The sequence below is a fragment of the Kitasatospora sp. NPDC101447 genome (genome assembly GCF_044767225.1).
Classification (GTDB): domain Bacteria; phylum Actinomycetota; class Actinomycetes; order Streptomycetales; family Streptomycetaceae; genus Kitasatospora.
On sequence record NZ_JBIWNL010000008.1, the window covers coordinates 188640 to 205560 of the forward strand.

General features: G+C 73.8%; 16 protein-coding genes. 9 read left to right on the plus strand and 7 right to left on the minus strand.

Annotation, left to right across the window (positions count from 1 at the left end; genetic code table 11):
- Positions 1-99: 99 nt before the first annotated feature.
- The 3 genes from ACIRST_RS14960 (at position 100) to ACIRST_RS14970 (ending at position 4224) form a co-directional block, all read left to right on the plus strand.
- The gene (locus ACIRST_RS14960; protein WP_402802628.1) at positions 100-1140 is read left to right on the plus strand and encodes a zinc-dependent alcohol dehydrogenase family protein; all 1041 of its coding nucleotides are present in this window, start codon (positions 100-102) and stop codon (positions 1138-1140) included.
- 105 nt (positions 1141-1245) lie between these two features.
- A complete protein-coding gene (locus tag ACIRST_RS14965; protein ID WP_402802629.1) occupies positions 1246-3180 on the plus strand; it encodes a hypothetical protein in 1935 nt (644 codons plus the stop codon).
- 654 nt (positions 3181-3834) lie between these two features.
- A complete protein-coding gene (locus ACIRST_RS14970; protein WP_350524103.1) occupies positions 3835-4224 on the plus strand; it encodes a lytic transglycosylase domain-containing protein in 390 nt (129 codons plus the stop codon).
- Between the two features lie 183 nt (positions 4225-4407).
- Here ACIRST_RS14970 and ACIRST_RS14975 read toward each other — a convergent pair whose 3' ends face one another.
- From ACIRST_RS14975 to ACIRST_RS14985, 3 genes are all read right to left on the minus strand, one after another.
- A complete protein-coding gene (locus ACIRST_RS14975) occupies positions 4408-5091 on the minus strand; it encodes a hypothetical protein (RefSeq protein WP_350524183.1) in 684 nt (227 codons plus the stop codon).
- A 123-nt stretch (positions 5092-5214) separates the two neighbouring features.
- Complete coding sequence (locus ACIRST_RS14980; RefSeq protein WP_402802630.1) at positions 5215-5688, minus strand: hypothetical protein; 474 nt, start codon at positions 5686-5688, stop codon at positions 5215-5217.
- Between the two features lie 46 nt (positions 5689-5734).
- On the minus strand, positions 5735-7228 hold the full coding sequence (locus ACIRST_RS14985) for an MFS transporter (RefSeq protein ID WP_402802631.1): 1494 nt from the start codon (positions 7226-7228) through the stop codon (positions 5735-5737).
- A gap of 114 nt (positions 7229-7342) precedes the next feature.
- On the opposite strand from ACIRST_RS14985, the gene ACIRST_RS14990 reads away from it, so the two are divergent.
- Together ACIRST_RS14990 and ACIRST_RS14995 are read left to right on the plus strand one after the other, a co-directional pair.
- Positions 7343-8254 carry a helix-turn-helix transcriptional regulator gene (locus tag ACIRST_RS14990; RefSeq protein WP_402802632.1) on the plus strand — a complete coding sequence of 304 codons (912 nt, stop codon included), beginning with the start codon at positions 7343-7345 and terminating at the stop codon, positions 8252-8254.
- Between the two features lie 170 nt (positions 8255-8424).
- Positions 8425-9786 carry a hypothetical protein gene (locus ACIRST_RS14995; protein ID WP_402802633.1) on the plus strand — a complete coding sequence of 454 codons (1362 nt, stop codon included), beginning with the start codon at positions 8425-8427 and terminating at the stop codon, positions 9784-9786.
- 75 nt (positions 9787-9861) lie between these two features.
- On the opposite strand, the gene ACIRST_RS15000 is transcribed toward ACIRST_RS14995, so the two are convergent.
- Together ACIRST_RS15000 and ACIRST_RS15005 are read right to left on the minus strand one after the other, a co-directional pair.
- The gene (locus tag ACIRST_RS15000) at positions 9862-10776 is read right to left on the minus strand and encodes a RimK family alpha-L-glutamate ligase (RefSeq protein ID WP_402802634.1); all 915 of its coding nucleotides are present in this window, start codon (positions 10774-10776) and stop codon (positions 9862-9864) included.
- Between the two features lie 185 nt (positions 10777-10961).
- Complete coding sequence (locus tag ACIRST_RS15005) at positions 10962-12086, minus strand: FAD-dependent oxidoreductase (protein WP_402802636.1); 1125 nt, start codon at positions 12084-12086, stop codon at positions 10962-10964.
- Between the two features lie 131 nt (positions 12087-12217).
- Between ACIRST_RS15005 and ACIRST_RS15010 the strand changes: the two genes are divergently transcribed.
- From ACIRST_RS15010 to ACIRST_RS15020, 3 genes are all read left to right on the plus strand, one after another.
- Positions 12218-12940 (plus strand): TetR/AcrR family transcriptional regulator, encoded by a 723-nt coding sequence (locus tag ACIRST_RS15010; protein WP_402802637.1) that lies wholly within the window; start codon positions 12218-12220, stop codon positions 12938-12940.
- A 214-nt stretch (positions 12941-13154) separates the two neighbouring features.
- Positions 13155-13796 carry a dihydrofolate reductase family protein gene (locus tag ACIRST_RS15015; RefSeq protein WP_402802638.1) on the plus strand — a complete coding sequence of 214 codons (642 nt, stop codon included), beginning with the start codon at positions 13155-13157 and terminating at the stop codon, positions 13794-13796.
- A gap of 5 nt (positions 13797-13801) precedes the next feature.
- Entirely contained in the window at positions 13802-14644 is an 843-nt protein-coding gene (locus ACIRST_RS15020) for an alpha/beta fold hydrolase (protein ID WP_402802640.1), read from the plus strand.
- A 211-nt stretch (positions 14645-14855) separates the two neighbouring features.
- On the opposite strand, the gene ACIRST_RS15025 is transcribed toward ACIRST_RS15020, so the two are convergent.
- Positions 14856-15329 carry a MarR family winged helix-turn-helix transcriptional regulator gene (locus tag ACIRST_RS15025; protein ID WP_402802641.1) on the minus strand — a complete coding sequence of 158 codons (474 nt, stop codon included), beginning with the start codon at positions 15327-15329 and terminating at the stop codon, positions 14856-14858.
- A gap of 61 nt (positions 15330-15390) precedes the next feature.
- Here ACIRST_RS15025 and ACIRST_RS15030 point away from each other — a divergent pair, with 61 nt between their 5' ends.
- Complete coding sequence (locus ACIRST_RS15030; RefSeq protein WP_402802642.1) at positions 15391-15747, plus strand: hypothetical protein; 357 nt, start codon at positions 15391-15393, stop codon at positions 15745-15747.
- 503 nt (positions 15748-16250) lie between these two features.
- Here the strand turns inward: ACIRST_RS15030 and ACIRST_RS15035 are convergent.
- Entirely contained in the window at positions 16251-16916 is a 666-nt protein-coding gene (locus tag ACIRST_RS15035; RefSeq protein WP_402802644.1) for a hypothetical protein, read from the minus strand.
- Positions 16917-16921 lie beyond the last annotated feature (5 nt).

The following is a 16921-nucleotide window of genomic DNA, read 5'->3' on the forward strand; positions in this document are numbered from 1 at the left end:
GATGACCCGTCGGGACCGGCCACGGGCCCCGTCGCCCTCGTGACCGCTCGACCCCGTCGGCCGAACGGCGGACAGGCGGCGGACTCGCGGGAGGCAGCGATGAACACGGCGGGCGCCGTACCGGGGACGACCGAGGGCTGGGTGGTGGACCGCCCCGGGCCGATCGGCCCGGCACACCCGGCGCCGCTGGTGTGGGAACGGCGGCCGCTGGCCGCCCCCGGGCCGCACGAGATCCTGCTGGAGGTGGAGGCCTGCGGCGTGTGCCGCACCGACCTGCACCTCGCCGAGGGGGACCTCGCCCCTCGGACGGCCCGGTGCACGCCGGGGCACGAGGTGGTCGGGCGCGTCCGGGCGGCCGGCCCGGCGGTCGAGGGCTTCGCCGTCGGGGACCGGGCCGGGGTGCCCTGGCTGGCCGGGACCTGCGGCAGCTGCGCCTACTGCCGGAGCGGGCGGGAGAACCTCTGCCCCGGTTCGCGCTACACCGGCTGGGACCGGCACGGCGGCTACGCCGGACACCTCACCGCGGACGCCCGGTTCGCCTACCGGCTGCCCGAGGGCCCGCCGGCCGAGGAACTGGCTCCGCTGCTGTGCGCCGGGATCATCGGCTACCGGGCCCTGGAGCGGGCACAGCTGCCGGCGGGCGGACTCCTGGGCATCTACGGGTTCGGCGCCTCCGCGCACCTGACCGCCCAGGTCGCCCTGGCCCGGGGCGCCCGCGTGCACGTGTTCACCCGCGGCGCGAACGCGCGGCGCCTGGCCCTGGAGCTCGGCGCCGATTTCGCCGGTGACTCCTTCGACCCGCCACCGGAGCCGTTGGACGCCGCCATCCTCTTCGCGCCGGTCGGCGAACTCGTACCGGTCGCCCTCGCGGCCCTGGACCGCGGCGGCACGCTCTCCGTCGCCGGCATCCACCTCAGCGACATCCCGGCCCTGAACTACCAGCGGCACCTCTTCCAGGAGCGGACGCTGCGCAGCGTGACCGCCAACACCCGGGCCGACGGCCTGGCGTTCCTCGCGGAGGCGGCCCGCACCCGCCCGGCGGTCCACGTGACCCGCTACCCCCTGCGCCAGGCGGACACCGCACTCGCGGACCTCGCCGCCGACCGCGTGACCGGCGTCGCCGTGCTCGTCGCACCGTAGGCGTCGGCCGGCCTCCCCCGTGGGGAACTCGGCGAAACCGGGCGCCGTGTGCTCCTCCTGTGGGAGCATGCCGCCCAGCGGCGCCGACCAGATGGGGGAACGGGCGTGGTGGACCGCAAGGTGGACAACAGGTTTTCGGGGAACGCCGACGTCGTCGTCCAGGCGGGCGAGGTCGGTGACGTCCACATCACCCACGTCCACGTGGAACCAGACGACCACGTGACCCAGGCAGCCCGTCGACTGGCCCGCGCGGTCGACGCACAGTGGCGGGCGGAGGCGGCCATACGCGGTCTGTTCGGCGGCGAGCCGATACCCGTCGACTGGGACACCGAGAACGGCGGGGCCACCGGAACCGTCCGGCCTGAACCGGCCCGAGGAGCCGAACTCCCGGGCTACTTCCGCCGGTTGGAGGGCCCCGGCCGCCTGGTGATCCTCGGCCCGGCCGGTGCGGGCAAGACCAGTACGGCCGTGCTGCTGCTCCTCGGACTGCTCACCGACCGCCGGCCGGACCAGCCGGTCCCCGTCCTGTTGGCCCTGGACAGTTGGGACCCGGCCACCGAGCACGTGACCACCTGGATGCACCGTCGGCTCACCGAGGACTACCCCACGCTCGGGCGTGGGCGCCATGGCCTGAAGAGGGCCGCGCAGCTGCTCGACTCCCACCTGATCCTGCCGGTGCTCGACGGCCTGGACGAGTTGCCGGCCGCGCGGCGCGCCGCGGCTCTCCGCGGGATCAACCGGATCCTCGACGACCGCACCCCGCTGGTACTGACCTGCCGCACCGCCGAGTACCACGCGCTCGACCACGAGGGCTTCGCCGTTCCCGGCGCCGCGGTGATCCGGGCCCGCCCCGTCGGTCCCGAGGCGGTACGCCGCTACCTCACGGCGCCGGGCGGCTCCGAGCAGCAGGCACGCTGGCGGCACGTGCTCGACCTCCTGCAGGACGAGCCGCAGGGGCCCCTCGCGCGGACATTGGCCAACCCCGCGCTGCTCGCACTGGCCCGAACCGTGTACGGCGCCGGAAGCGGCCGCGAGCCCGCCGCTCTGGCCGCACTCGCCCGGACCGCGACGGCCGACCGGCTTGCCGACCACCTCCTCTCGAACCTGGTGCCCACCGTCTTCGACACCGGCCCCGTGGCTCGCAACGCCCCTGCCTGGTGGCGGCGGCAGTGGACCCCTGAACAGAGCCGGCGCTGGCTCGCCTTCCTGGCCCGCGAGTCGATCAGACTCGGCGGCAACGACCTCGCCTGGTGGCGCCTGGAGAGTTACCGGCCGCCGGGCGTCACCGGCGTGGACATCGGATTGACGGTCACCGCCGGGTTCGCGCTGGTCGTCACGGCCACCCGGCTGATCGGCGGCTCGGGCGTGCCCTGGGGCTTCCTGTGGGGATCGATCGGGACGGTCGGCCTGTCGTGCGGCGTGATCGCCAGACTGGGCGCTTCGAACCGGCAGCGGTTCGGCGGCATCGGGATGGACCCTCTGGGCGTGGTGCTCGGCTCGCTGTTGGGCGGCGTGGCCTTCCTTCTGCTGGGGTGGGCCGGTCACGGATTCGGCGGAGTGCCGCTGCTACTGCTGGCCCTGGGGGGCCTGGCGTACCTGACCATGCTGCCCCTCCAGGTCGTCCAGCTGGTCCAGAGCCGCCGCGAGGTGGACGCCGAGGCGATGGACCCGCACCGTCTGATGCGCCGGCAACGCCGGTCCTCACTCGCCCTGCTCGCGGCCACGTTCGCCGGGATCCTGGCCGTCAACCACCTCCTGGCCACCGCGGCCGTGCACCTCGGCGTCGGGTTCGCCGACACCGGCCTACCCGTCGCCTACTCCCAGGCCGCGCCCGTGGTGTCACTCCCGCTGGGCATCCTCTTCGCCTCCCGTTGGGGCGCGTACAGCGTCGTCCGTGTCCGCCACGCCCTCTGGGGCCGCCTTCCGTGGCGTCTGATGCGCTTCCTCCAGGACGCCCACCAGCGCGGCGTCCTGCAGCAGGTGGGGGCCGTGTACCAGTTCAGGCACGTACGGCTGCGGGACACGTTGGCCAAGGAATAGGCCGTACCGGCCGAGGCCCGGCCGGCCTCCCGCCTCCGTCCTGGGCCAGTGGCGTCGGCCCGGCAGCGGACGGTCTCCTGCGGTTCCCGCATGCCTCGGCGAGCGCGGGCCGGCGCCACCGGGTGGTTGCCGACCGTCACCGCGATGTGAGCTGGATCCCCTCCGGCCGGGTGTCGGCGCGGGCCGGCCCGTGACGGTTGTCACGCGCTCCGGGCACCTCCTACCCTTCCTAGTGGATCGCTCCCCCCGTCCCGCCGCCGGTGTCGAACTGGCCGGCCACGGCCCCTGCCACGCTGCCGTGCGTGTGGCCGGAGCCCCACTGTTTCCCGGCACAAACCGGCGAACACCGACCTAAATGTCCGAATAAAGCCAGGTTTGTCCGCCTGAATGGCGGGCAGCGAGCCGGCCGCCGCAGGGCACGTCCACCCGGCCCAGCTACGACGCCGCGTCGTAGCGGGCACCCCTTGGACCCGGCCCCCGAGCCCGCTAACAATGGCTGAGTCGCCAGCTGCGGCGGTGGTCCGATCCACTGCCACACCTTCCGCCGGCGGTCACCACCCGTGACCGCCCCGGTGTCGACTCCCGCCCGCCGGCCCTCCCGGGCCGGCCGAGCCGCGGGACGAGGCACCCCCATGATTGAGGTCGAACTCCCACATGCCCGTGATCGCCACCCGCATGCGCAAGTCCGCCGCCCTGCTCACCGCCGCCGCCGGCATCGCCGTCATCGGCGCCGCCGTCGTCCCGACCGCCGCCTCGGCCAGCACGCCGCAGGAGCTGGCCGCGAGCATCGTCCCCGCCGACCAGCTCGCCTCCTTCAGCCAGATCATCTCCCACGAGAGCGGCTGGAACGTCACCGCGACCAACGCCTCCTCGGGCGCCTACGGCCTCGGCCAGGCGCTGCCCGGCAACAAGATGGCCTCCGCCGGCGCCGACTGGAAGACCAGCGCCTCCACCCAGATCAAGTGGGCCTACGACTACATGAACGGCCGCTACGGCAGCCCGAACGCCGCCTGGGCCTACTGGCAGATCCACCACAACTACTGACCGGCCCCACACCCGCCGGTCACCCGCACGCCCCGCGACGGACGCCACAAGCCGAATCCGGGGCCGACCGGGACCACCTCCGAGGGGCCCGGTGCGCACACCACGCGCACCGGGCCCCTCGGCGTCGTCCACGGCGCCGCACCCACCCGGGCCCGGCCACGCGGTCGCGCGACCCGGCATCGATCAACGCACGGCGCGCGGCCGACGCGCGGCGCCGAACCCGGGGTTGCCCGGCCGGCCCGCCCGCAGGGGCAGCGGATCGCGCAGCCTGGCCACGTACCGCCGGTAGGCCCGCGCCTCGGCCGTGACGGCCTCGACGTCGGCGAGGCGGTCGGGGAACAGCACGCCGCCCGCGTGCAGTCGGGCATCCGCCCCGAACAGGTTGCCGTGCAGACGGCCCGTCGTCAGCCGGCCCCGGTTCCCCGGTACGACCGCGGACCGGCCGGCCACCACCGGGCCGCGGTTGACCTGGAACCAGACCTCGCGCCTGTTCCCGAACAGCACGACACTCTCGCGGAGATCACGCACGTCGGTGTACACCTCGAAGTCCCAGTCGCCCGGGGCTCCCCCCGAGCCGTGGTTCCCGCGGAGGTGGTGCATGAAGCGGGGCAGGCCGACGGGCGCACCGAACGGAATCACCGCGTCGGCATACGGCTCACCGGCGACGAAGTGGATCCTGAACTCCAGCCCGTACAGCCGCCCGTGGACCCTGTTCCTGATGCAGAGCGAGAACGTGTCCGCGTCGCCGTGGCCGGCGCGGCTCTCGGCAGGGACGTGCCGGCTCAGGTACTCGAACGACAGTGTCTCCGGATCGGCCAGGAGGCCGGGGATCCGTTCGACCGAGCCGTGCACCAGGTAGAGGCACATCAGGTCCACCGGATGCGTCTCGTGTGCCAGCCGCGTCAGGAATCCATCGGAAAAGCCGTCCCGCACAGGTGTCTCCCATTGTCACGTGCAGCCGCCCGCCCCTCAGGACCGTCGACCCGCAGGTCAGCCGGCCTCGGAGCCGACGGGCGGAATCGGGCTCTCATCCGGGAGGGCCCAGCCCGGCCTTCGGCCGGGCTGCGGACCGGCGAGGACCTGGACATCGAACGGGCTCAGGTCGTTGCCGTGGTTCCGGGCGGTGAATCCGGCCGCCGACAGGATCGCGATCACCGCGTCGGCCATGGCGGCCTCGACCTCTCCGCATTGCCGGATCGCCGCGGTGACCCCTCGTTGATGCATGGCGTCAGCGATGACATTGCTCCGCAGCTGCGGGCCGACCCTCCAGGTCACGACGACTTCCGGATCCCCCTCGCCGAAGAAGAGGAGGTCCGCCATGTCGACGATGACCTCCGCACCGACGGCCACCTCGACGGCCAGTCCGGGCGCGACCACCGGCAGCCCGGCCGCGGCGAGCTCGTTACGGACCCGCTGGGCCAGCCGCTCGTAGTCGGCCCGCACGCTCTCCACACCCGTCTCCATGCCCGCAACCTATCCGGCCGCTCTGACACGAAGGGCTGCGGCGGCGTCACGGCTGCTCGGCAGTGCGGTGGGGTGCGAGCGCGAGGTGGGTGAGGACCGCGCCGAGCGCGGACAGGGCCGCCAGGACGAGGCCGAGCGTGTGGAAGGCGCTGGTCAGACCTTCTGCCAGCGCTGCGTGATGCGCTCCGGCCACCTGTCCCTGGACGGCTCGCCCGGCGATCCGGGTTGCCGAGGCGGAGGGGAGGCCGCTGCCGTGGAGCCGGGTGGCGGTGAGCGTGGTGAGCAGGGCCGCGGCGCCCGCGACGGCGACGGACTCGCCGGTGATGCGCATCGTGTTGAAGATGCCTGCCGCGGCTCCGGCGTTCCGGACCGGGACGGTGCTCACGGCGGCGTTGTCCATGACCCCGAACGCCAGTCCCACGCCGGCGCCGAAGGGCAGCAGGGGAAGCGCCAGTTCCGCCCACGATCCGTTGCTGTGCAGGGTCACCAGGAGCAGGGATCCGACCGCGATCAGTGCGGAGGCACAGGTCAGCACCGTTCGCACGGAGGTGCGGGCGGCCAGGTGACCGGCGGCGAGCGGCAGGAGCAGGACCGGGGCGGTCATCGGCAGCAGGAGCAGGCCGCCGGCCACGGCGGTGCGGTCGGCGACGCCCTGGAGGTAGGCGGGCAGGTAGACCAGCAGGATGACGAAGCCCAGGGTGACCGTGAAGGGCTGGCAGACCACCGCGACGAATCCGGGCCTGCGGAACAGGCGGACGTCGAACATCGCGCGCTCCCCCAGCCGGGCCTCGACCGCACCGAACAGCGCGACCAGCGCCACGGCCGCCGCGAGCAGCAGCAGGGTGCTCGGCGCGCTCCAGCCGGCGGATCCGGCCCGGACGAAGGCGAAGGACAGGCAGGCCAGGCCGGCCGTGAAGGCGACCAGCCCGGCCACGTCGAGGGCGGGCCGGGCGGCGTTGCGGGATTCCGGGGCCCGGGTGGCGCACAGCCACGCGGGGACGGACATCGCCGCGACCAGGACGAACACCGACCGCCAGCCGGCCGCCTCGACCAGCGCTCCGGCGACCAGCGGCCCGATCGCCAGGCCCGTACCGAAGGAGGAGCCGAGGATGCCGAAGGCCAGCTGCCGGCGCCGCCCGGACGTGGAGTGGGCCAGCACCGCTGCTCCCGAGGCCAGCACGGCCGCGGCCCCGCACCCCTGGACGGCCCTGGCCGCGTCGGCCACGGCCATGGAGGGTGCCAGTGCGACCAGCAGGGACACCGCTCCGACCAGTGCGATGCCGGTCAGCAGGACGCGGCGCCTGCCGAGCCGGTCGGCGAGGCTGCCGGCCGCGAGCGGCAGCGCGGCGAAGGTGATGTTGAAGGCGTTCAGCATCCACTGTGCGGCACCGACCGAGGAGCCCAGGTCGGCGGCCATGCTCGGCAGGGCCACGGCGGCCCCGGTCACGGAGAACGGCAGCATCATGCTGGCGGACCCGACCGCGACCACCGTGGGCCAGTAGCCGCGCCCGTGATCATCGAGAGAGGAAGGTGTGGACATGCCCTCGATCGTCCGCAACCGGCACCGGCGGATGAAGAGAGCGCCGTTCCCTGGGACTGACAGGGCCACCTTCCGACCGGTGCACCCCAGCCGACGCCCCCCATACTGGGGCGCATGGCCGACCCGATCATGATCGCCGGCAGCCTCGGCGACTACCTCCGCGCCCGGCGAGCCCTGGTGTCACCCGCCGACGCGGGCCTGCCGGCGACCGGCCGGCGCCGGGTGCCCGGCCTGCGCCGCGAAGAGGTCGCGGAGCTCGTCGGGCTGAGCACCGACTACTACGTCCGCCTGGAACAGGGGCGCGCGGACCGGCCCTCCGACGCGGTCCTGGACGCGCTCGGCAGGGCGCTGCGGCTCGGGCCGGCCGAGCGCGCCCATCTGTACGACCTGGCCCGGCCGCCCCGCCGTGCCGCGGCGAGGGCAGCGGCCGGTGGACGGGCGGACGGGCTGCGGTCCACCCTGCGGCAGGTGGTCGAGGCCGTCCCGACCGCCCCCGCCATGATCATGAACGACCGCAACGACGTCCTGGCCTGGAACGGACCGGCTGCCGCGCTGATCGCCGACTTCCCCAACCTTCCGCCGCGCGAACGGAACATGGCCCGCCGGATCTTCCTGGACCCCGACGCGCGAGAGATCCACCTGGACTGGAACGAAGCCGCGCGCACCACGGTCGGCATCCTGCGCATGGCCGCCGGACGCCACCCGCACGACCCCGAACTCGTGCGCCTGGTCGGCGAACTGTCGCTGGGCAGCGAGACCTTCCGCAAGCTGTGGGCCACCCACCACGTCCACGAGAAGACCCACGGTCCCAAGCGCTTCCGGCACCCCGCGGTCGGAGAGCTGACGCTCGGTTACGAGTCCTTCCAGGTCCCCGGCGCCGCCCACCACCTCCTCGTGATCTACACGGCCCCGCCCGGAAGCCCGGCGGAGGAGGCGCTGAACCTCCTGGGCAGCCTCACCGCCTCCGGGGCCGCCTCCCGGACGGCTCCCGTCATCACTCCCCGGGCGGGGAGCACGGCGAGCTGACCGTCCGGGTCCTTGTGGCGGACCGTCGGCGGGCCCCTGGCGGACCGTCGGCGGGCCCGTGGCGGACCGTCGGCAGGTGCACGGCGGACGGCCGGCGGAAACCGGGTTGCCCGGGCGGCGGCCCGTCGACGATCATCCTGTGGTCCTGACACCCCCAACCCCGGAGACACATGGCCACCGAACTGTCCGAAGCCCGGAAGCTCTTCGAGTCCGGTGACTCGCAGGGATCGATGCGGGTGCTGCGCTCCGCCGCAGACCGGCTCCCGCCCGCCGAGACCGCAGCGCTGGTGGCCGAGTTGGCCAGGGGCGCCGGCTTCGAGGACCTGGCCGAGGCTTCGACAGCGCTGGCGGCCGGGCCCGGGCAGGCCGACCGGCTCTACGCCTACGGCTACGCCTGCGTCGAGCGCGGCATCGACGCGGTGGCCGTCCCCGCGCTGCGGGAGGCGCTGCGCCTGGTCCAGGCACCGCCCGCCCCCGCGCCGCCCACCCCCGCGGCGCGCACCGGCCTGTTCCGCCGCAAGCCCAAGGAGCAGAAGGAGCAGAGCGGCCGACAGCCCGGTCTGCGCAAGGTGCTGCTGGAGCTGGTGTCCGCCCTGGAGGGCTGCGAGCGGCACACCGAGGCACTGGCCGTGCTGCGCGAGCACGACGCCCGCCTCGGCGACTGGCCCGACCGGTACCTGACGGTCTACAACGCGCTGATGGCCGGCCGGATATCCCTGGCCCGCGAGGTGTACGAGGCGCTGTCGGTCCCCGAGGGGGTCTGGGTCGGCCCGGGGCAGCGGGTCGGGCGGATGCTGGAGCGGGCCGCGGCCCTGCCTCCCGCCGACGACCGGGACCTGCGCGGCTGGCACCACGTGCTCACCGGTGGCCTGCTCACCACCCTCTCCCCGCACGGGTACGACCAGGGCATGACCGGCCGCTGGGCGTACCTGCAGGACGACTTCGACCAGTGCCGCCACGGTCTGGAACGCCTGCGCACCGTGCTCGCCGCGACCGGCCGCAAGCCCGCGTCGGTCGCCCTGCTGACCGACCGGGGCAGCCGGGCCCTCGGACTGGCCGCCGCGCAGCTGCTCGGCGTGCCGGCGGCGCCGTTCCGGCCGGGGCAGCCGGACGTGCTGGTGGTCGCGTACGACCTGAACGAGTGCGATCCCGCCGAGGTGGCGCAGCTGCGCGAACGGGCGGAGGGCCAGCTGCTCTTCGAGCACGCCACCTGCTGGACCGACCCACCGGCGGTCACGGCCGACGTGTCCACCCTGCTGGGGCAGATCGTGAACGCCCCGTGGGAGCCCGGCCTGCAGTTCGGCGAGGACGGCGAACCGGAGGAGGCCGGGCCCGACCGGCGCTCGGCCGAGGAGCTCGCCGAGGAGATCCTGGCCGCCGCTCCGACCGCCCCGGAGGGGGACGGTCAGACCCCGCCCGACGGGGACGACGTCCTCACGGCCTTCGTCACCCGCGCCACCGGCTGGCCCGCCGCGGGCCCGCGTGACCGCATCGGCTCGGCCGGCCCGGTCCGGAGCTCGCGCTTCGCGTGACGGCCCGACCCGACCGGTCCGGTCCGCGGACAGGTCACGGCCCTGTCCGCGGACCGGACCGGTGGGTCCGGTGCCTCACCCCGCCCCGCCCTGCCGCCGCTGTCCGCCGGCCCGCGCTGCCACGGCTTCGGTGAGGCGGCCCAAACCTTCCACGCCGGCCTGGAGGAACAGGTTCGGTTCGATGAGTTCCAGTTCCAGGACGACCGGTTCCCCGGCGTTGTCCAGCACCAGGTCCACCCTGGCGAACAGCAGCGCGTCGGGTGACGGGACCGCGGCCAACGCCGCCGACGCGGTGCGGAGTTCGGCCTCGGTCGGCCGGTACGGTGCGACGCCGAGGTGCGGCACCCGGTCGTTGTCGATCACACCGGGCTCCGTCAGCAGGGGGTCCTTGCGGATCGCGTGGCTGAAGGCACCGCCGATGAAGATCAGCGCGCGTTCTCCCTCCGCCACCCGGGGCAGGTACGGCTGGACCATCACGCTGCGGCCCTGCTCCAGCAGCATCCGGGCATGACGGGCGGCTTCCGCGTGCCGGCCGGGCTCGTAGCGCGCGGTGTCCACGGCGCCCGCGGAGACCGCCGGCTTGACCACCACACCGTCCGCCCCGCCGAAGTCCGCCGGGGTGCAGGCGCTTCCGGGGTCGAGGAACCGGGTCGGCACGACGGCGACCCCGCTCCGGGCGAGCTCCCCCAGGTAGTGCTTGTCGCTGTTCCAGCGGACCACGGGCGCGGGGTTCCACAGCCGGGTGGCGCCCGCCGTGGTGTCCGCCCAGGCCAGGAACTCGTCGAGCCGTTCCACGTAGTCCCAGGTCGATCGGATGACCGCCAGGTCGAACCGGCCCCAGGCCCCGGGGTCCGCGTTCACGTCCGCGTCCCACACCACCGGCTCCGCCGACAGCCCGCCGGAGCGCAGCGCGTCCACGATCAGCGGGAGGTCCACGTCGTATTCGAGGCCGACCCCACTGGTGACGACAGCAACCCGCGCAGCACTCATGCAACTCTCCCGCCGAAGACCCCGGCCGCACCGGGAAGGGGCGGCGCCCGCACAACGGCTGCGATCATGCCATCACCACCCCGGGGCAGCCCCGTCCGCACCGCCCGCACCGCCCCGCTCCTCAAGGCGGCTCCACTTCAGGACGGCTCCACTTCAGGACGGCTCCGCTTCAGGACGGCTCCGCTTCAGGACAGCTTCGCCTCCGGGGCGAAGGCGGGCAGCTTGGCAAGACTGCTGCGCACGGCCTCGGCGCCGTACTCGAACATCTGCCGCTCGTAGTCGCCGACCGCGTCGAGCAGGTCCCGGCGGCCTTCGTCGGCCTCGATCAGGCGGCGGCGCAGCAGGTCGGCGTCGCGCAGCGCAGTGTTCGCGCCGTTGCCGCCGGTCGGGGAGGTGGCGTGGATCGCGTCGCCGAGCAGCGTGACCGGGCCGGACGCCCAGCGCTCACCGGGCTTGACCACCCGGATGGACAGCAGCGTGCTGTTGTCCGGGTCGGCCTGCTCGATCAGCGCGCGCAGCTGCGGGTGCCAGCCCTCCGTCCTGGCCAGCACGGCGTCCTGCGCGGTCAGGCCGCCGAGCGAGCCGTTCGGCGGCAGGATCATGGCCCAGCGCACGTAGTCGCCGATGTCGGGCAGCGTGACGTCGGGGGCCAGGTGCTCGGCGGCCTGCTTCGGCGGGGTGCGGAAGCGCATCGCGCCGAGCAGCAGGCTGACGCCGTCGCCCGTGATCTTCGAGCCGTAGGCCCTGGACAGGTCGGCGAACTCGTCGGTCAGCGGGGTGCGGCCGATGACGAACCGGACGCCGGTGTCGGTCGGGGTGGTCTGCGGCGACAGCACCCCGCGGACCGCGGAGGTGACGCCGTCGGCGCCGACGAGCAGGTCGGCGGTGGCCGGGTCGCGGCGGGCGAACCGGGCCCGGACCGTGCCGTCGGCCGCCAGGTCGTAGCCGGTCAGCGCGGCATCGGTGTGCACGGTGAGGCCGGTCAGCAACAGGTGCCGCAGCACCTGCCGGTCGACCACGATGCCGGTCCGGCCGGCGCCGATCCTGCCGATCTCGTTCAACTGCGGGTCCAGGACCAGCTGCTCGGCGGAGGCGTCCGTGACGATCTCGTCCAGCAGCGCGTGCCAGCGCGCCGGCAGGCAGTCGCGCACCGCCTGGAAGCCGATCGGGTCCAGCACGAGCCGGTAGCCCTGGAACCGCGCGACGATCCCTGGGTCGCGCTCGAACACCTCGGCCTCGATCCCGGCTCCGCGCAGACCCTGCGCGAGCGCCAGGCCTCCCAGACCGGCTCCGACAACGGAAACTCGCATCACACACCTCCGGGACATCGTGCACTTCCGGGACATCGTGTACCTCCGGGACATCGCGACGAACTTAGTTCGTCTTGACGTTCTAAGTTCTAATCAACGAACTTAGTTCGCGTCAAGGTATAGTGGTCGGCATGTCCCCCGATCCCCGCCAGAGCCGCGCGGCTCGCCACGCCCGACCCGCAGCGGAGCCCGCGTCGGCACCCCGCAGGAAGCCGATCACCGTCGAACGGATCACCGACGCCGCCCTGGAGGTCGTCGCCACCGAGGGGTACGACGCGCTGACCATCCGCCGGGTCGCCGCCGTGCTCGGCACCGGTCCGTCGTCGCTGTACGCGCACATCGTCAACAAGGACGACATCGACGACCTGCTGATCGGCAGGCTCTACTCCCGGGTCGTGCTCCCCGCACCCGACCCGGCCGCCTGGCGCGAGCAGCTGCTCGGGGTGTACGCACAGATCCGCGACCTGTACCTGGAGTACCCCGGGATCTCCCGCGCCGCGCTGGCCTCGGTGCCGACCAACCTGGAAACGCTGCGGGTCGGCGAAGGAATCCTGGCGATCCTGCTCACGGGCGGCATCGAACCGAGGACCGCCGGATGGGCCCGCGACGCACTGTCCCTCTACGTCAGCGCCTACGCGCTGGAGCAGTCGCTGGTGCGGCACCGGCGCCGGCAGCAGCACCAGGAATGGGTGCTCAGCCACGAGGAGTTGCTGGACCGCTTCACCGCCCTGCCCGCCGAGGAGTTCCCGCAGACCCGACGCCACGCCGCCGAGCTGATCTCCGGCACCGGACACGACCGCTTCGACTTCGCCCTCGGCCTGATCGTCGACAACCTGCGACCCACGTCCGGCTGACCCGCGGAGTAGCGGGCACGGCGATCCGCTTGGCCCAGCGGTCCGCTTGGCCCGGCGATCCGCTTGGCCCGGCGGTCCGCGGGTGCCCGGTCGAGGCCGCCCCGGGGGCCGTGGTGGGCAGGTGCGGAAATCGGATCCCGGAGCAGCGATGAGTTTCGCCGCCCGGGCCGGTCTACATCCCGACCGGAACGACCCACTCATCGGGAGTACAGACATGGGCCTGATCCACATCGAACTGTTCACCACCCTCGACCTCGTCGGGCAGGCACCCGGCGGCCCCGACGAGGACCCGGTGGGGTTCCCCTTCGGCGGCTGGCAGGTGCCCCTGCTGAACGAGGTCACCGGGGCGCAGATCCTCGCCGCGTACGAGGGCACGGACGCCCTGCTGCTCGGGCGGCGGACGTACGACATCTTCGCCGCGCACTGGCCGCACCAGAAGGACGGCGAGATCGCCGAACTGTTCAACCGCGTGCCGAAGTACGTGGCCTCCCGCGGCACGCCCGACCTCCCGTGGGCCGGCTCCACCCTCCTCGGTCCGGACCTGCCCGCCGCGGTGCGCGGGATCCGGGACCGGCACGAGCACGTGAAGGTCGTCGGAAGCCTCGACCTCGTCCAGACCCTCCTGCGCGAGAAGCTCTTCGACCGCATCGACCTCTGGGTACACCCGATCGTGCTCGGCGTCGGGAAGAAGGTGTTCGACGGCGGCGCGGTGCCCACCAACCTCACACTCGTTGAGCCCCCGACAGCCGGCCCCCAGGGCACCCTGTACCTGCGCTACGGACGCGCCGACGGCACCCCCCGCACCGGCGACATGAACGCACCCGACCGCGGCCTCGGGCACGACGGAAGCCGGTGATCCCGATGACCACCGTCAACACCCGCGGGGTCACCCTGGGCATCGAGTCGTTCGGTGACCGGGACGCACCACTGGTCCTGCTCGCGGGCGGGCCGACGATGCTCTCCTGGCCCGACGCGCTCTGCGAGCGCCTCGCCGCCGGCGGACACCGTGTGGTGCGCTACGACCTGCGTGACAGCGGGCAGTCCACGACGGAGGATCCGCAGTCGCCCGCCTACACCCTGCGCGATCTCGCCGCCGACGCCGCGGCCCTCGCCGACGCGCTCGGCGGGGCGCCCGCGCACCTCGCGGGGATCGGCGTCGGCGGCATGGTCGCCCAGGTGGCCGCGCTCGACCATCCGGACGCGTTCCGCGCACTGACCCTGGTCGGCACCCGCCCGGTCGCCCCCGGCCCGCCCGACGACGACCTCCCCGACCACGACCGGGCGGTGATGAGCCGGCTGTTCGCGCGTCCGATGCCGGACTGGACCGACCGCGAAGCGGTCGCCGCGTTCGCCGCGGCCGGCGCGGAGATCCTCGGCGACGATCCCGAGGCCGCTCGCGCCACCGCCGCGCGCATCTGGGACCGTACCCCCGGCACCACGCCCCCGGTCCAACTGGCCAACCAGCTGGGCCTGGTGTTCTCCGGCCTCGACTGCACACCCCGCTGGCGCGAACGCCTGCCCGGGATCGGCGTCCCCACGCTCGTCGTCCACGGCCGGCGCAACCGGTTCTTCCCGGTCGGCAACGGCGAGGCGATCGCCCGCGCGATCCCCGGGGCACGGCTGCTCGTCCTCGACGAGGCCGCCACCGCGCTCCCCGAGACCGCGGTCGGCGACGTCACCGCAGCCATGCTCGCACTCCGGTAGCGCGCGGAGGGCTCACGCCTGCGCCGCGCCGTCCGCCCCCCCGGGGCCGGGCGGCGCGGAGCAGCGGCCGGCGCCGCCCTGCGCGCGGTGCCGACTGTCGGGAGGCGGCACTACGGTGCCGCATGACACCCCGATTCCGCCGCCGCCTTCGTCCCCTCGGCCTCCGTGGACTCCCCTCGCGACGGTGCAGGGCTGGTCAGGCGATTCCGTCTCACTCCGTCGGCAGACCTGCCTCGGCTGCGAGGACGGCGAGGGCCTGCTGCAGGGCGGTGAGCTGGGCCGGTGTCAGGGCGGCGGTGAACTGCCGGTCGAGGGTCTGTGCGGTGGCGGTGCACCGGGCGAGGAGTTCGCGGCCCTCGTCGGTGAGGGTGAGGATCTGGCGGCGGCGGTCGGCGGGGTCGCGGACCCGTTCGACGGCGCCCAGGCGTTCGAGGTGGTCGGCCAGCGAGACGACCAGGCTGGGCACCACTCCGAGTCGGGCGGCCAGGTCCTGTTGCGACGCTGACGTCGCGTGAGCGAGGGCGACCATCAGGCCGACGTGCTTGGGTTTGAGGCCCAGTGGCTCGACCGCGGCGGCGAAGCGGTCGGCGGCGACCGTCCCGAGCGTGCCGAGCTTGAACACCACGGTGCCGGGGATGCCTGCGCCCTCGACGCCGGCCGGCCGACCACCCTTGACTTCATCCATGCCTCGAAGCATACAATCGCCATAATGATTCACGGCTCGAATGATTCGAGGAGAGAAGAACATGCAGATCGTGCTGGCGAGCCTCAACGCCGCCGTCGCCCTGCTGTCGGGGGTCTCGTCCCTGGTCGGCCTGGCCCGGCCGTCCCTCGCACTGGCCGAAGGCGAACAGCTCGGCCCCGGCGGGACGTTCTTCCTCGGCGCCTACGCCGCCCGGGCACTGCCGCTGAGCCTGGTCACCCTGGTCGCGCTGGCGGCAGGTCCCGCAACGGCGCTGCCCCCGGTGCTGGTGGTGTCGGGGCTGGCCCAGGTGGGCGACGCGGTGCTCGGCGCCCGACGGGGCAACCGGCCGATGGTCGCCACCTGCATCGTCCTGGCCCTGATCCACCTCGTCTCGGCCGGCTGGCTCCTCGCCCGCTGACGCCCCCCGACGCCCCGTCCGCCCGCCCGCTGATCCGCCATCACCCCGGCCGGGCCTGAGGAATCGGAAGGACCATCGAGTTCCGCTCGCTGCGGCCATCGGGCAGCTGCTCGGTCCGGATCCGTCAGGGGCCGGCCACGCGGCAGCTCGGCCACGGGAGGCCGGCCGCGGCGGCGGGAGGCGTGGTTGGACGGCGGCCCCGACTGCGGTGGGGGCCGCCGTGCCGGGAATGCTAGACCGGCGAACCCGTTGCGAACAAGGCTTTGACCTGGGATTTTACGGCCGCGGACATGCCATCCGGAGCATGGCGCTCCGCACTCCGCCCTGCCCCGCCGCCCGCCGGGGCGCCGGCGGACCCGGGCGGGGCGCGCCGAGGAGCCGGACCGGCGGGCGGCGGGACGGGCCGCCGACCGGTCCGACTCCTGGTCGCCGTGCTCGCCGTGCTTGCCGGGACACAGTCGACAAGGCGTCCGGACGGGCGGGCGAGGACCTCGTGGGAGGGGTCAGGGGTTGCAGGTGGCGGGGGTGGTCGAGGTGTTGGGCTCGGTGCACAGGGGGCCGAGGCCCGTGACGGCGTCGGGGCGGGTGATGAAGGCGAGCGGCCCGGCGTTGTGCTCGCCGTTGAACGGCGTGCTGCCGGTGAAGCCGCAGGGCGCCGCGTCGGCGGGGCTGTTGAACCAGAACCCGACGTGGAAGGTGTTGGTGGGCGGCAGGGCGACGTCCGGGTCGAAGCCGAAGATCTGGTCGAGCAGGATGGTGCGGATCCGGGCCCGGCCGTCCCCGTGGTGGTCGGTGTGGAGGTCGGACTGGTACCAGGCCAGGCCGAAGCTGCCGGTGAACGAGGGGTCCGGGCTCCCGTCCGCCAGCTGGTTGCTGCGCTGGACCGTGAACAGGTCGAAGTCGAGGTCGGGCTTGAAGCCGTGCAGCTGGATGTCCATGGTGTCGTTCAGTTCGCCGCGGCGGACCTCGGCCTCGACGCGCGGAGTGCCGCCGTTGCCGGCCAGGCACGGCAGGAACGTGGCGTTGGGGAACAGGCGGAACTTGGTCGTGTCGTTCGCACCGTTGTGCGGTGCGACAGCGCTGGCGGTGCCCGTGCCGGAGAGGGTGAGGGCGGCCAGTGCCAGCGCGAGCCCGAAGGCGCGGCCCGGGCGGAGCCGGTGCAGGGACATGAGTC

What these genes read in the sequence shown, in the direction of transcription:
- ACIRST_RS14960 (WP_402802628.1), top strand. Translation starts at nt 100, where the DNA reads ATGAACACGGCGGGCGCCGTACCGGGGACGACCGAGGGCTGGGTGGTG.
- ACIRST_RS14970 (WP_350524103.1), top strand. Translation starts at nt 3,835, where the DNA reads ATGCCCGTGATCGCCACCCGCATGCGCAAGTCCGCCGCCCTGCTCACC.
- ACIRST_RS14975 (WP_350524183.1), bottom strand. Translation starts at nt 5,091, where the DNA reads ATGTGCCTCTACCTGGTGCACGGCTCGGTCGAACGGATCCCCGGCCTC.
- ACIRST_RS14980 (WP_402802630.1), bottom strand. Translation starts at nt 5,688, where the DNA reads ATGGAGACGGGTGTGGAGAGCGTGCGGGCCGACTACGAGCGGCTGGCC.
- ACIRST_RS14985 (WP_402802631.1), bottom strand. Translation starts at nt 7,228, where the DNA reads ATGTCCACACCTTCCTCTCTCGATGATCACGGGCGCGGCTACTGGCCC.
- ACIRST_RS14990 (WP_402802632.1), top strand. Translation starts at nt 7,343, where the DNA reads ATGGCCGACCCGATCATGATCGCCGGCAGCCTCGGCGACTACCTCCGC.
- ACIRST_RS14995 (WP_402802633.1), top strand. Translation starts at nt 8,425, where the DNA reads ATGGCCACCGAACTGTCCGAAGCCCGGAAGCTCTTCGAGTCCGGTGAC.
- ACIRST_RS15000 (WP_402802634.1), bottom strand. Translation starts at nt 10,776, where the DNA reads ATGAGTGCTGCGCGGGTTGCTGTCGTCACCAGTGGGGTCGGCCTCGAA.
- ACIRST_RS15005 (WP_402802636.1), bottom strand. Translation starts at nt 12,086, where the DNA reads ATGCGAGTTTCCGTTGTCGGAGCCGGTCTGGGAGGCCTGGCGCTCGCG.
- ACIRST_RS15010 (WP_402802637.1), top strand. Translation starts at nt 12,218, where the DNA reads ATGTCCCCCGATCCCCGCCAGAGCCGCGCGGCTCGCCACGCCCGACCC.
- ACIRST_RS15015 (WP_402802638.1), top strand. Translation starts at nt 13,155, where the DNA reads ATGGGCCTGATCCACATCGAACTGTTCACCACCCTCGACCTCGTCGGG.
- ACIRST_RS15020 (WP_402802640.1), top strand. Translation starts at nt 13,802, where the DNA reads ATGACCACCGTCAACACCCGCGGGGTCACCCTGGGCATCGAGTCGTTC.
- ACIRST_RS15025 (WP_402802641.1), bottom strand. Translation starts at nt 15,329, where the DNA reads ATGGATGAAGTCAAGGGTGGTCGGCCGGCCGGCGTCGAGGGCGCAGGC.
- ACIRST_RS15030 (WP_402802642.1), top strand. Translation starts at nt 15,391, where the DNA reads ATGCAGATCGTGCTGGCGAGCCTCAACGCCGCCGTCGCCCTGCTGTCG.
- ACIRST_RS15035 (WP_402802644.1), bottom strand. Translation starts at nt 16,916, where the DNA reads ATGTCCCTGCACCGGCTCCGCCCGGGCCGCGCCTTCGGGCTCGCGCTG.